This is a genomic window from Colwellia sp. BRX10-3, assembly GCF_014077505.1.
Taxonomy (GTDB): domain Bacteria; phylum Pseudomonadota; class Gammaproteobacteria; order Enterobacterales; family Alteromonadaceae; genus Cognaticolwellia.
This window is the reverse complement of the sequence record NZ_JACGWA010000001.1, coordinates 590,909-605,082: the sequence shown is the minus strand read 5'-3', so window position 1 is coordinate 605,082 and position 14,174 is coordinate 590,909. Positions and strand designations below refer to the sequence as shown.

Sequence of the window (14,174 nt, the reverse complement as noted above, 5' to 3'; positions counted from 1 at the left end):
GGAATGAGTTAATTTTCACTTTACCAACTTTTCGCTAATTAAAAGATAGCGATTCTAGTGCGGTTTAAGTAAAATCGCCGACAAGTAAGATATAATGAAATGCTGAACATATTAACGGTTAACACTTTTAATCAATGCTCGGTATATATAGGCTGGTAAACCAGCAATAAATACATCAATTTTTGAGGTTAGCATGAGTAACGATATTAAAACTCAAGTAGTAGTTTTAGGTGCGGGTCCTGGTGGCTATTCAGCAGCATTTCGCGCAGCAGATTTAGGTTTAGACGTTGTATTAGTTGAAAGCCGTGAAACGCTGGGTGGCGTTTGTTTGAATGTGGGTTGTATCCCTTCAAAAGCACTTTTACACGTAGCTAAAGTTATTGACGATGCAGCAGCAATGGCATCTCATGGCGTTACTTTTGGTGCACCTAAAATTGATTTAGACAAAATTCGTGGCTGGAAAGAAACCGTTGTTGGTCAATTAACCGGTGGTTTAGGCGGTATGGCTAAAGCACGTAAAGTTAAAACGGTATTTGGTTACGGTAAGTTTACTTCAGATAAAACTGTTGAAGTAGAAGGCGCTGATGGCAAAACGACTATCACGTTTGATAATGCAATTATTGCTGCCGGTTCATCAGTGGTTGATTTACCTTTTGTACCAACTGAAGACCCACGTGTTATCGACTCAACAGGTGCTTTAGAGTTGCAAGACATTCCTGAAGAAATGTTGGTACTTGGTGGCGGTATTATCGGCCTAGAAATGGGTACTGTATATAGAGCTTTAGGTTCAAATGTTTCAGTTGTAGAATTTGCTGATCAATTAGTACCTGCTGCTGATAAAGACATAGTGCAAATTTACACTAAGTACAACAAGAAAAAATTCAACATTATGTTGTCAACTAAAGTAGTTGCGGTTGATGCTAAAGATGACGGTTTATATGTTACTTTTGAAGGCAAAAATGCCCCAGAAGGACAAGTACGTTACGACAAGATTTTAGTTGCGGTTGGCCGTAAGCCAAACGGTCACTTAGTTGCTGCAGACAAAGCTGGTGTTAATGTTGATGAGCGTGGCTTTATTAACGTAACCAATGAACTTCGTACTAACGTTAATCACATTTTCGCGATTGGTGATGTTGTTGGCCAACCTATGTTAGCCCATAAAGCCGTACATGAAGCGCATTGTGCTGCTGAAGTTATCGCAGGTAAGAAACATACTTTCGAACCTCGTTGTATTCCTTCAGTTGCTTATACCGATCCAGAAATGGCTTGGGCAGGCGTGACAGAAAGCGAAGCGAAAGAGCAAGGTTTGAATATTGAAGTAGCTAACTTCCCTTGGGCTGCTTCTGGTCGTGCCATTGCTTCTGCGCGCACCGAAGGTAAAACTAAGATGATCTTCGACAAAGAAACTGGCCGTGTTTTAGGTGGTGCTATTGTTGGTATCAACGCTGGTGAAATGCTAGGTGAAATTTGTTTAGCGATTGAAATGGGCGCAGATGCTGAGGATGTTGGTTTGACTATTCATGCTCACCCAACGTTAAATGAATCGATCGGTTTAGCTGCAGAGATTTTTGAAGGCTCAATTACTGATTTGCCGAACGCGAAAGCAGTTAAAAAGAAAAAATAATTTTTTAATTTATCATTTAAGTTAATCAATTTAAAAGCCAGCAAAAATGCTGGCTTTTTTGTGCGTTAATTTGGCTATAGATCTACTGCGCGACTATACTGAGTATAAAAGCTTAACCTTGATTTATAAGGAATTATAATGATGAAAAACATAATATATATACTTTTCTCGCTATCATTAACAGCATGTTCAAGCCATATCGAAACAGCTAATGGTGCCTCTCAGTGGGACTTTGATCATCAAATACAATTTAAACAAACAGATTTAAAAGGCGGTAAGCACCATCTTCAAGTTATTGCTAAGCAAAATACTGAGTTTAGTAAGTTGGCCACTTTTTTAATGCGTCGGTCGTTACGAATATGTAAAAGTTACGGCTTTAAAATTGAAGTGTTAGAAGGGGTTGAGCGCTTTGATGATAAATTATCATTTCCTAATATGATTATGCCTTCATTATCTGCGAATATTGAATGCCATAATCCGTAGTGTTTTGAATGTTTTCTACAGTCAGTAATAAGTAAAAATAAAGTAAGTATAGATGTACTGAGGTGTTAAATTAATTTTACTGCTAGCTAATATCAATTTAGTGAAGACATAAAAAAGGTGACTTATATTAAGTCACCTTTTTTCGTATTTAACCTTCAGTGTTCTCTCAACTCTTGATTTAAGTACTGAGTCGAACACTTAATCTAGCTAACGTTAACGAGCAATGTTAGTTAGAACGCAAGGTAAAGCTTATACCATGTTAATCGGTACGTACTTAGTGCTCATCTCTTCTGTAGGAGGAGCGAAGCGAGTTAAGTCAATACCTTCAACAGCGGCTTTGTATTCTTCGATTGTCGGGAAACGACCCAGTACCGATGAAAGCACAACTAAAGGTGTTGAACCTAATAATGACTCACCTTTTTTCTCAGCGGTATCGGCTACAACACGACCTTGGAATAAGCGCGTTGATGTTGCGATAACCGTATCGCCAGGTTCAGCTTTTTCTTGGTTACCCATACATAAGTTACAACCAGGGCGCTCTAAATACATGATGTTTTCGTACTTAGTACGTGCAGCACCTTTCGGGTTAGCATCATCAAATTCAAAACCAGAATATTTACGCAAAATATCCCAATCGCCTTCTGCTTTAAGTTCATCAACAATGTTGTAAGTTGGTGGCGCTACAACTAATGGCACTTTAAATTCAACTTTGCCATTTTGCTTTTCAATGTTACGTAACATTTGAGCGATGATTTGCATGTCACCTTTGTGCACCATACAAGAGCCAACAAAGGCTAAGTCGACAGTTTTTCCGTTGTAGAATGATACTGGGCGAATAACATCATGGGTGTAACGCTTAGATGCATCATCGTTGTTTACATCAGGGTCAGCAATCATTGGTTGGTCGATAACGTCTAAGTCGATAACAACTTCTGCGTAGTATTTAGCTGCATCGTCAGGTGCTAGTGCTGGACTAGTGCCTGATTTAACTTCTTCAATACGCTTGTCAGCTAATGCGATTAAACCGTTAAGCGTTTTTGCTTCGTTTTCCATACCCTTGTTGATCATGATTTGGATACGGCTCTTAGCAAGCTCGATTGATTTAATTAAGGTTTCATTATTTGAAATACAGATTGAAGCTTTTGCTTTCATTTCTGCAGACCAATCAGTGAAGGTGAATGCTTGGTCAGCCATTAAAGTACCAATATGTACTTCGATGATACGACCTTGGAATACGTTTTCACCACCAAACTGTTTAAGCATTTGTGCTTGTGTTGCATGTACAACATCACGGAAATCCATGTGACCTTGCATATGACCTTTAAAGGTAACTTTAACAGACTCTGGAATTGGCATAGCCGCTTCACCTGTCGCCAATGCGATCGCAACAGTACCTGAATCGGCACCAAATGCTACACCTTTAGACATACGAGTATGCGAGTCACCACCAATGATAATAGCGCGGTCATCGACAGTAATATCATTTAATACTTTATGAATTACGTCAGTCATCGCGTGGTAAACACCTTTAGGGTCACGCGCTGTGATTAGACCAAACTTGTTCATGAAGCTCATGAGCTTAGGAATGTTCGCTTTAGCTTTGTTGTCCCATACAGATGCTGTATGACAACCAGACTGGTATGCGCCGTCAACTAAAGGAGAGATAGTTGATGCTGCCATCGCTTCTAGCTCTTGGCAAGTCATAGGGCCTGTAGTGTCTTGTGAACCAACAATGTTTACTTTAACACGAACATCTGAACCTGCATGAAGGTCGGTTTCAGAAAGAACACCAACAGCATTTCTGTTGAATATTTTTTCAACGGCAGTAAGGCCTTGACCTGCATGTGAAATTTCTTTCGAAGCAGCATAAACAAGTTTAGTTGCTACACCTAAAGCCTCAGAGGCAAAAGTTTGTAGTTTTTTACCAAATACAACAGCGTAAGAACCACCTGCTTTCATGAATTCCACTTTTTGTGGAGTGAAAGCTGAAGAGATGTCTGCTAGCTCTTTATCACCGTTTAATAACTTCTTCGCTTTAGTATCAATCGTTAACACAGTGCCGGTAGCAACTGAGTATGCTTCTTCTAATACGGCATCGCCATTGTCGTCAACAACAGTGTTACCGTTTGCATCGACTTTCTTAACCCAGTTTTTAAGATCAAGACCAATACCACCAGTTACATCAACAGTCGTTAAGAAGATTGGAGAAATACCGTTAGTACCCGCAACTACAGGAGCAATGTTAATAAATGGCACGTATGGGCTTGCTTGTTTACCGGCCCAAAGTGCTACGTTGTTAACACCAGACATACGAGAAGAACCAACACCCATCGTGCCTTTTTCCGCAATAAGCATGACTTTTGCTTTAGGGTGCTTAGCTTGTAATGCTTGTATTTCCTTTTGTGCTTCAGGCGTGATCATACACTGGCCGTGTAACTCACGGTCAGCACGAGAATGCGCTTGGTGACCTGGAGAAAGTAAATCAGTTGAGATATCGCCTTCACCAGCAATATAAGTTACAACTTCAATTTTTTCTTCAATGTTAGGCAGCTTGGTGAAAAATTCAGCTTCTGCATAACTTTCTAAAAGATCTTTAGCAACGGCGTTGCCTGCTTTAAAGGCTGCTTCAAGACGAGCTGTATCAGCATCGTATAAGAATACTTGAGTTTTTAATACGCTAGAAGCTGGTGTTGATAATGCTGAATCGTCACTTAATGCTAGATCAAGTAGCACTTCGATAGATGGACCACCTTTCATGTGTGATAGTAGTTCAAAAGCAAATTCAGAGGTTATTTCTGCTACAACTTCTTCGCCTAAAATGATTTTTTTCAAAAAAGCGGCTTTTTGACCGGCAGCACTTGTAGTACCTGGTAACGTGTTATAGATGAAGAAATTAAGTGAATCAGCTCTGTGCTCATGGCTTGAATCTTTAATTTGTTCGATAATTTCTGCTAATAATTCAGCACCATCAATTGGCTTAGGTGCCAGGCCTAGTTCATTCTTACGATTTTCAATTTCTGCTATATATTCTAAATACAGGCTCATTAAATACTCCCTCTAGCTATAGTATGCTAATAATAGTTATTAGCAGGACAAATTATACCCCCTAGTTTACCTGATTTTTTGCCTGCGACGAATCATTAGATTAAATAAGCGTTATTCACACAAATTATAGCTAATAGAAGTTCTAGTTATAGTGGTTATATTGCATTAGAGGTGGCATTTTTTCATTGTAAATTTTAATGAAGAACCCATTTTAGAAAAAATCAGATTAATGACCTACTATAATCGTCAGTGCATAATCTCTGTGATACTTTCTGTCTGTAGCTCCCACTAATTTAGAAAACATAATTGAACGACTACTTTTGAGGTGCTTTTTATAAAAAAAGTTATAAAAATTGCATTTTATTGTGGTTTACACGGCTAGAAAATTAATCTTTACCTAGTTTATTTTTAACTTTTTTCATATGTTCACGGAAGCTTTTATCGAACTTAGACTCACCACAGCTAAAATATTGCGTTGATGAACCTTCACTTAAACCGTAGGCGCTCATATCTTGTGTAATAGAGCATGTGCCATCATCACCCTTGGTAATCTCTATTCCTGCGCCCATGTTTTTAGTGTTTTTTTCGCGTTCTTTTTCTTCATCTTTTAACGGTACCGAATGAGGAACCGACTTTGTGTTGGTATTAAAGACTGAAGGTGGTTGATAGCTTTGATAAGGATTATTTGTCTTTGGAATAGAATTTTTATTCAGTTGACTGCGAAGCTTTTGTAATTGGATGAATCTGTCTAGTTTTCTTTGTGCGGGTTCTGGCAATGGTTTTGGTTGTGATGTTTTAGGCAGCGTTTCAGGTAATTCGATGACTTTACTTGCCTCATCTTTAAATGATTGTAATGGAGGCTCTTCAATAACATTTTTTGTGCTTACGGACGTTGATGTTTTCTTAACAGTAACTTTCTTAAGGTCTTTTATTGTGTCAGGTGTGGCTTTAGTTATTAATTCTTTTTCGGCTGGTTTTTCTTCAACAGTATTTTGCTTAGTTTTTTCTAAATTAGGCGCATAATAGATGAAGCTTTTTATCGGTGGTTTATTAGATATTGTTTTGTCTATTATTGATTTGTTCGACTGAGTTATAAGCATAACAAAAAGTATCAGGCCGTGTATAAGTAGAGAAAATATTACAGCGGTGTAAGTTCCTTTTCGCACAATGATATCAATATCAGATAAATAGAAGGTAATTTATAGACGCGATAGCACGATGTAAGTTCAATTGAAATTCAACTCAGCTTCTCACTTTCTTTAAAATAGTCTCTAGTTTACCTTGGTCAGATAAGACCTTTAAGGCTTTTGACAAATGTGTGATTTTTTCGGATCGCAATAGTCATATCGGCTTGGCCATTTATAGAAGGGCAAAGCATCGGTCCAAAGGGCAATATATAAAACTAACATTTATGTTTAATTGGGCAACCAGTGCATTAGCGATATTAATGTTTTTACCTATAAATATCCAGTCAACAAAATTAGAAAATGGTGGCTCAATATGCTTTGCAACAATAACATCGGGTAACGGTTGAACTGCTACTTTAAAAGGTATAAAAAGCAAAAATAGAGACAACCCAAATTAGGATGAATCAGCAGATAATTGTTTTGAATTAAACGGTTTTTTGCTAATAAAAAATTATGTTTAATCGTTGTGAGAAAAAATTTCCCTATTCTGCAGCACTAAATAACTAATCTATTTATTAATCTTCGTTATCTCGTGTTAAAAACTCTGGTTTTGCTACAATTAAGTTATGATATTTATTAAAACAATGTCCTAAATGAATAGAGTAAATTTTCTTTAAAGTATGGTGGTTTCTTAGGCTAACTTTATTGCTTTTAAATACGATTGAAAGCACTGCTGCTAATACTAAGTGAAAATCACCTAACCAAAAACCAAGCGGGTTTAATAAATCAATCTAAGCGATCAGGTTATATAATCCAATGGGTAAAAATAGGGTTTCCCCCTAAAGATTTTTCGGAATGAGGTATTTATGGAATATCAATTTATAGATGATCCAATCACTGGTGGTGCTATCGCTAAATTTTCACTTGATCATGAAGTTATTGGTCCATGGTTAGAAGTTGAAGTGGGCACTGATGCAGTAAAACTAGAACAATTATTAACGGCTATGGCCGAAATAGAGCAAGAGAAAAAATCTGAGGTCACAATAACCGGTAACGAATACACTGTGGTTTTTAACCGTGGAGATGTAACAGTACAAACCAATGCTAGTATGGACGGAATAGAGGTATTGCCAGATTCATTAATTGAAGAAGATATTGATTTTGATCAGCAGGATTCTTCATCTTGTGGACGTGAAGACTTTCGAGAAATTTTATTGTCTTGGGCAAAGTTCGTCGGGAAAAAGTAGTTATACAGAAGTTACCTTGTTTTTAACTTAAAAAACCATTACCAACCGATAGCGCTAAGCCAATTTATAATTTCTGTTGTTAAGGTGTTTTTAGGGTAGTAAGCGGTTACTTGATTGTTTAATTGCTTTTGTCGGTAATAAACTTTCAGCTGCCTCTTAGCGGCATGTTTTCTGATGACAGCGTTTGCTAGTACTAAGCGGTGATCGCGCTTTAAATATAAATCGAGTATTGGGTAATCTGTTATCGCTAGTTGTTGCGCTATTTTGTCGCTTGCCGGTATTGTCGGCATATAGCTACTAAGCATAACAAGCGCACCAGGTGAACCCACTAAATCTTGTTGATAAATGTCGAGCAAGACAGCGCTATGATTACCTTCTGCGACAACAATAATTACCCCTGGATAAGTTTTGGCTTTTTCAATAACCGCAAGCATAATATTGGCAAATTTTTTGCTGTAGCTTGCTAACACTTCAATATTTTCAGTGCTGCGCTCTTCAACTGTTAATGCTTGTGACGGATAGTTAGTTGGCTTATTTGGCGGATGCAAGGTGATGGTTGTCCAGCCATGTTGCGGCATATTTTTACGTAACTGATTGAGGGCGTTAGGCGTTGCGATACTTTGTTGCCAATCAGGAATTAACACCATCACGCCTTGATTAATTGCTGTGGTGTTTTCATTAATTACCGTTAGATAATTGTCATTACCGACAAGTAATGGTGTAATTTTTTCTTGCGTTAAGTAATGTTTAATATCTTGCTGTTGTTGTTGAAATGAATCAACAGGAGGGTTAATAATAACGTGGTGTTGATGTTCATCTTCAGTGTCTTTTACAGACTCAGCGTCAGTTTTTTCAACCTCGGTTTCAGTGCTTTTAGTTGCTTCAGATTCGATGTTAGCCTTTTGCTCAGTCTTTTCTGCTTGCTCTTCTTGGGCTGGCTCAAATGCATGAGCGCTGTTAACCAGTATGGTCGATGCCACTAATGTGATGAAAAAAAAGATGGGTTTTATTTTCAAGCGCATAAAGACATTTTCCTCAGACAGATAATTGATTAACAAGCTGGTTTTACCAAACGCGATATAACGTTATTATCGACGATAGCGCACTTTTCTTTAATTAACCTCTACAACTTTTGGTGTTAATCAAAAGGGCAGGCTTTTGTGAATGTTAAAGTTTGTTCTGTAACTGGATGCGTTATTTGTAGCATTTGAGCATGCAATTGCAAGCGATTACTACTCGTTAACGCTTGCTCGTGAGCATAAAGTCTGTCACCTAATATCGGATGACCAAGAAATAGCATGTGCACTCGTAGCTGATGTGAACGTCCTGTTACCGGTGTCAGTTCTACTAATGTTGTTATTTGGTTGTCATCATTTTCGCGATAACTTAATACTTTGTAATGGGTTAATGCGGCTTTTCCCTGCTCATGATCCACTTTTTGTTTCGGTCTATTGGGCCAGTCACAAATTAAGGGTTGCTCAACAGAGCCTTGAGCTTTTTCAACTTTACCAAAGACACGAGCAATATAACTTTTTTGCGTTAAGCGTTTTTCAAACTGACGGCTAATAGCAACATGAGCGGGTTTATTAAGGGCCATTAAAATAATGCCCGATGTCGCCATATCTAATCTATGTACTATCGTTGCTGTAGGCAGCACTTTTAATACTCTATTTTGTAAACAGTCTTGATGCTCAGGTAAACGGCCAGGTACGGTGAGTAAACCGCTCGGTTTATTGAGCACGACAATATCATTATCTTGATAAACAATATCAATATATGGACTCATTGGTGGCTGATAAATAAAGTCAGGGTTAGCACCCATCTTATTTTTTCCCTATTGAACTTTCAGTTAATTCAAGCGAAAAGGCTACACAATATGCGTAGCCTTAATATTTTTTACTCAGTGCTTAATTAGCTAGTTGCTAACCACAATTAAACGTACAGCTTCAAACTGAATTTGTGCTTTTTCAATGTATTCAGCTAAGGCATTTTTCTGCATCAGAATAAAGTCTATTTCCTGCTGACGTACACTAGGGTTTATTGCTTTAAGCGCGGTTAAACGTTGATGTTCTTCATCCATCGCCACTTGCATACCAGCAAGTGCTTTTACTTGGATGGATTTAATTTGCTGCTCTGCATGGGCCTCTGCTTTGGCAACTAACGGCGCAACTTGGCTTCTCAGCGCCTTAACTAATTGCAGCGCCACTTGTTTTTTCACCGGAGATAATTGTTGATCTAAAACAGATTCGCTGACTTTATCCGCCAGATCATTGCCGCTTTTGTCGACTAATATGCGAATAGGTGTGGTAGGTAAGTAACGGCCCAGTTGCAAATTACTTGGTGCGATAGCTTCTAAGGTAAATATGCACTCTAAGAAAAATGTTCCTGTTGGTAGTGAGGGGTTTTTCAAGATACCAATGCTGGAGTTACCTATCTCGTCAGAGAGTACGAGATCCATAGCACCACGAACCATAGGATGATCCCAAGTAATAAGCTGATAGTTTTCAACAGCTAATGCGGTGTTACGATTAAATGTAATCGTTGTGCCGTCTTCCGGTAAACATGGGAAATTGGTACACAACATATGCTCAGAAGGTTGCAGAGCAATGGCGTTATCCGCTTTATCATCTTGTTGAATGCCAAAAACATCGAGTAACTGAAACATAAATTGTGGTAAGTGAATTTGCTGATCGAGCTGTTCTATTTTCTCAACTAACGCATGTGCCTTACCTTGGCCAGAAGAATGCAGCTCAAGTAATTTATCACGACCTGTTTCTAAGTCTTTTTTAATGGTTAAGTGCTTTTCATGGCTTTGTTTGATCAAATTTTGCGCTTCGTTAGAGTCCCAACTGGCGCTAAGCGCTAGGTCAAATAAACTTTCACCAAAGGCGTTAAAAACCGCATGGCCGGTAATACAGGTATGTTCAAACGCGTTTAATGCTTGTTTATACCATTTAAACAGTAAACTCTGCGCAGAATCTTCAAAGTAAGGTACGTGAATTCGAATAATTTCTGTTTGACCAATACGGTCTAAACGGCCGATACGTTGTTCCAGTAAATCTGGGTTGCGCGGTAAATCAAATAACACTAAATGATGAGCAAACTGGAAATTACGGCCTTCACTACCAATTTCAGAACACAATAGCACTTGGGCGCTATCTTCATCTTGAGCAAAGTAGGCGGCAGCACGATCACGTTCAAAAATACTTAAACCTTCATGAAATACTGCTGCGCGCATGCCTTCTTTAACGCGTAATGCAGTCTCTAAGTCGATTGCTGTTTGCGCATTTGCACAAATAACTAATACTTTTTCTTTTTTCAGTGACTGTAAAAGCTCAATTAAATAATCGACACGTGGGTCAATATCATACCAATCTTCATGACTGTTTAAACTGAACAATGTTTCTGGCGTAAAAATAAGTTTTGCTTGTGCTTGTGACTTTAAATCTTCAGCAGTGCTTGATAATAATAATTCATTGATCGCGTCTTGATAGGCTTCTGGCATTGCCAGTGGCGCAGCATGCAATTCACGACCAGGGAAACCTTTAATAGTATTTCGACTATTACGAAATAATATACGGCCGGTGCCATGACGATCCAATAATTGATCCAGAATATGTTGGCGAGCATTTTTTTGCTCACTTTGTTCTGAATGATTTATAGCCGAGATATGTTCGCTGACATCAGCTTCGTGTAACAAAGTGGTTAACGTTGTTAGCTGCTCATTCGTTAATGGTTCATCGGTGATCAAAGTATTTGCCGCATCAGCCACTTCAGTATAATGCAGTTCTTCTTCGGTGAATTTTTTATAGTCAAAAAAGCGATCAGGGTCAAGTAAACGCAAGCGAGCAAAGTGACCTTCATGACCTAACTGATCAGGTGTTGCTGTTAACAATAAAACCCCAGGAATGGTTTGTGCTAACTGTTCAATGCATTGATATTCAATGCTGGCATTATCTTGTTGCCAATTTAAATGGTGCGCTTCGTCGACTACCATTAGATCCCATTCTTCATCAATTATCGCTTCATACCAGCGTGGATTTTTGGTAATAAAGCCAAGATTAACTAGCACCAATTGTTCTTGGCTAAATGGATTTTCACCGTCACCATTATCTGAAGTTTCTTCACAGCGACTTTCATCAAAAATACTAAACGGCAAATTAAAACGGCGTAGCATTTCAACCAACCATTGATGCATCAGTGATTCAGGTACAATAATAAGCACACGTTTAGCTCGGCCTGTCACCAACTGTTGGTGAATAATTAAGCCGGCTTCAATGGTTTTACCTAAACCCACTTCATCGGCTAATAAAACCCGAGGTGCGAAACGACTACCGACTTCTTCAGCAATATATAATTGATGCGGGATCAAGCTAACACGGCCACCGCTAAGGCCTGTTAAATCAGATTGTTGCTGGCTAAATTGGTGCTGTAAGCAATCTTTACGTAAGCGAAACCAATCAAGGCGATCAATTTGCCCGTTAAGTAGGCGATCATGAGGTTTATTAAATTTAATGAAATGATCAATCATCATCTCTTTTAGTGAGCAAGCTTCGCCTGTGTCTTTTCTAACACCAAAGTAGGTCAATAAATTATTATTCTCTTCAAAAGATTCGACGGTAAGCGACCAACCTTCATGACTTGGAATATTATCGCCAGCATTAAAAATAACGCGCGTTAAAGGTGCATTATCTATGGCATATTGTCTTGCATCCCCTGTAGCCGTAAATACGATAGTAACAAAACGACCTTCGACAGCGGTAACTGTACCTAGTCCTTGATCTGACTCACTATCACTAATCCAGCGTTGTCCAGGGTAAAATGACATAGAAAAAAACTCCAACTCAATAACTCGTGTAAAAAAATACACGTCAAAAAAAGGGCGCTATAGTATCGTTAATCATAGAAGTGATCATTAAATAAATCAGCAAAATAGTACTTTTTTTACTTAAAGTTTATAGAATTTAATTATGTTTTCACCAAGAGAACATTCTCAGCGCAATAATGACTGATGCTGTTTAGCGTTTTATCAGCAAAAAGCTACTTGCTTGCCTAAAAATAAACTGTAAAGTGGTTGTAAGCTTAATGGTAAAAGCTGTTTTTATAGTTGTATAACCAATTTTAAAAACTAAAAAGTAATTAAATTATTTTGGCTAGATGAGTTATCAACTTTTTGTGGTTTCTAGCAGCTGTTTTTTATGAACAATGCTGTGGAGCCTTCAACTTGGGAAAGGACTTGCATATGACAGCAAATAAAATTATTTATGTTTTAGATACCAATATCTTATTACACGAACCCTTCGCCTTCCTCTCATTCAAAGAACACGATGTTGTAGTACCCATGACGGTATTAGAGGAATTAGATTCTATTAAAGACCGCAACAAAGATGTTAGCCGTGATGCGCGAGTTGCCATCAGAGCGCTTGAAGACACCTTAGTAAATGCGACACCAGAACAAGTGCTTTCAGGCGTTAAATTACCGCAAAATGATGACCTGCACCCAAGTGGATGTTTATCCATTTTTAACGATTATGCTTTAGACGCAAGCAAGGTGAAATTGTCTTTCAATGAAAATGATAATCGCATTATTAGTACCGCTATTTATTTACAAGCACAAAACCCAAAAAATAAAGTCGTGTTGGTAACAAAAGATATCAACATGCGTTTAAAGGCAAAAGGCGCTGGACTTGCTTTTGTTGAAGATTACCGCACTGATCAACTGATTGATGATATTCAGTTTTTAACTAAAGGTTACCACCAATTTTCAGGCGACTTCTGGCAACATGTCAAGGAGTGTGAAAGTGAAACAGAGGGTCGCAACACTACACACTATATCAAACGTGATTTGTTACCTAATTGTTATATGAATGAATACCTGATTGATGAAGGTGAACACTTTGCAGGTAAAGTAACTGGGTGGGATGATGAAAAATTAGCGATAACCGATTTGAGTCGTGAACGCTTAATGGCAAAACAAGCTTGGGGAATTCATCCAAAAAATATTTATCAAGGCATGGCAATGGATGCCTTGCTAGACCCAACCATTGATTTAGTTATTCTAACCGGTCCTGCTGGGTGCGGTAAAACCTTACTTGCCTTAGCTACGGCGTTAGAGCAAGTCATTGAACGCGGGTTATACGATAAAATTATCGTCACGCGCAGTACCCCTGAAATAGCAGAATCAATAGGCTTTTTACCGGGTACCGAGGAAGAGAAAATGGCGCCTTGGTTAGCGGCAATAACCGATTCTTTAGAAGTGCTACACAAGCAAGATGAAAATATGAACGGTAGTCTTAACTATATTATTGATAAAGCGAATATTCAGTTTAAGTCGGTCAATTTTATGCGTGGTCGCAGTATACAAAACTCTCTAGTGTTACTCGATGAATGTCAAAACCTAACCGCTTCACAATTAAAAACCATAATTACCCGTTGCGGCGAAGGCACAAAGATAGTTTGTTCCGGTAATTTAGCGCAAATTGATAGTAACTATTTAACCGCTGTAACATCTGGTTTGACCTACATTGTTGAACGCTTTAAAGACTTTTCGGGTAGCAGTACCGTCAATTTAAATGGTGTTGTGCGCAGTCGTTTAGCGTCATTTGCAGAAGAAAATTTATAAGGAATAGCTTTGCGGTGATGTTATAC

The 14,174-nt window shown here is 38.3% G+C and carries 9 protein-coding genes; 4 read left to right on the top strand and 5 right to left on the bottom strand.

Annotation, left to right across the window (positions count from 1 at the left end; all coding sequences use genetic code 11):
• The first annotated feature begins 193 nt into the window (after window positions 1-193).
• Together lpdA and H4J38_RS02600 are read left to right on the top strand one after the other, a co-directional pair.
• Window positions 194-1,624 (top strand): dihydrolipoyl dehydrogenase, encoded by a 1,431-nt coding sequence (gene lpdA / locus H4J38_RS02605; protein ID WP_182129169.1) that lies wholly within the window; start codon window positions 194-196, stop codon window positions 1,622-1,624.
• A 138-nt stretch (window positions 1,625-1,762) separates the two neighbouring features.
• Window positions 1,763-2,107, top strand: a complete 345-nt coding sequence (locus H4J38_RS02600) for a hypothetical protein (RefSeq protein ID WP_182129167.1) — start codon at window positions 1,763-1,765, stop codon at window positions 2,105-2,107.
• A 249-nt stretch (window positions 2,108-2,356) separates the two neighbouring features.
• On the opposite strand, the gene H4J38_RS02595 is transcribed toward H4J38_RS02600, so the two are convergent.
• Both H4J38_RS02595 and H4J38_RS02590 read right to left on the bottom strand, forming a co-directional pair.
• A complete protein-coding gene (locus tag H4J38_RS02595) occupies window positions 2,357-5,152 on the bottom strand; it encodes a bifunctional aconitate hydratase 2/2-methylisocitrate dehydratase (RefSeq protein ID WP_182129165.1) in 2,796 nt (931 codons plus the stop codon).
• A gap of 386 nt (window positions 5,153-5,538) precedes the next feature.
• A complete protein-coding gene (locus H4J38_RS02590; protein WP_182129163.1) occupies window positions 5,539-6,252 on the bottom strand; it encodes a hypothetical protein in 714 nt (237 codons plus the stop codon).
• Between the two features lie 893 nt (window positions 6,253-7,145).
• Between H4J38_RS02590 and H4J38_RS02585 the strand changes: the two genes are divergently transcribed.
• Window positions 7,146-7,526 carry a YacL family protein gene (locus H4J38_RS02585; RefSeq protein ID WP_182129161.1) on the top strand — a complete coding sequence of 127 codons (381 nt, stop codon included), beginning with the start codon at window positions 7,146-7,148 and terminating at the stop codon, window positions 7,524-7,526.
• A 38-nt stretch (window positions 7,527-7,564) separates the two neighbouring features.
• On the opposite strand, the gene H4J38_RS02580 is transcribed toward H4J38_RS02585, so the two are convergent.
• The 3 genes from H4J38_RS02580 to rapA form a co-directional block, all read right to left on the bottom strand.
• Entirely contained in the window at window positions 7,565-8,548 is a 984-nt protein-coding gene (locus H4J38_RS02580) for a DUF3530 family protein (RefSeq protein WP_182129159.1), read from the bottom strand.
• 116 nt (window positions 8,549-8,664) lie between these two features.
• Entirely contained in the window at window positions 8,665-9,348 is a 684-nt protein-coding gene (locus H4J38_RS02575; RefSeq protein WP_182129157.1) for an RluA family pseudouridine synthase, read from the bottom strand.
• A gap of 93 nt (window positions 9,349-9,441) precedes the next feature.
• On the bottom strand, window positions 9,442-12,354 hold the full coding sequence (rapA, locus tag H4J38_RS02570) for an RNA polymerase-associated protein RapA (protein WP_182129155.1): 2,913 nt from the start codon (window positions 12,352-12,354) through the stop codon (window positions 9,442-9,444).
• A gap of 414 nt (window positions 12,355-12,768) precedes the next feature.
• Between rapA and H4J38_RS02565 the strand changes: the two genes are divergently transcribed.
• Window positions 12,769-14,148 carry a PhoH family protein gene (locus H4J38_RS02565; protein WP_182129153.1) on the top strand — a complete coding sequence of 460 codons (1,380 nt, stop codon included), beginning with the start codon at window positions 12,769-12,771 and terminating at the stop codon, window positions 14,146-14,148.
• The last annotated feature ends 26 nt before the right edge of the window (window positions 14,149-14,174 follow it).

Bases quoted from the DNA above. Each gene is read 5' to 3' on its own strand.
- H4J38_RS02585 (WP_182129161.1), top strand. From the start codon at position 7,146: ATGGAATATCAATTTATAGATGATCCAATCACTGGTGGTGCTATCGCT.
- H4J38_RS02565 (WP_182129153.1), top strand. From the start codon at position 12,769: ATGACAGCAAATAAAATTATTTATGTTTTAGATACCAATATCTTATTA.
- H4J38_RS02580 (WP_182129159.1), bottom strand. From the start codon at position 8,548: ATGCGCTTGAAAATAAAACCCATCTTTTTTTTCATCACATTAGTGGCA.
- lpdA (WP_182129169.1), top strand. From the start codon at position 194: ATGAGTAACGATATTAAAACTCAAGTAGTAGTTTTAGGTGCGGGTCCT.
- H4J38_RS02590 (WP_182129163.1), bottom strand. From the start codon at position 6,252: ATGCTTATAACTCAGTCGAACAAATCAATAATAGACAAAACAATATCT.
- H4J38_RS02600 (WP_182129167.1), top strand. From the start codon at position 1,763: ATGATGAAAAACATAATATATATACTTTTCTCGCTATCATTAACAGCA.
- H4J38_RS02575 (WP_182129157.1), bottom strand. From the start codon at position 9,348: ATGGGTGCTAACCCTGACTTTATTTATCAGCCACCAATGAGTCCATAT.
- H4J38_RS02595 (WP_182129165.1), bottom strand. From the start codon at position 5,152: ATGAGCCTGTATTTAGAATATATAGCAGAAATTGAAAATCGTAAGAAT.
- rapA (WP_182129155.1), bottom strand. From the start codon at position 12,354: ATGTCATTTTACCCTGGACAACGCTGGATTAGTGATAGTGAGTCAGAT.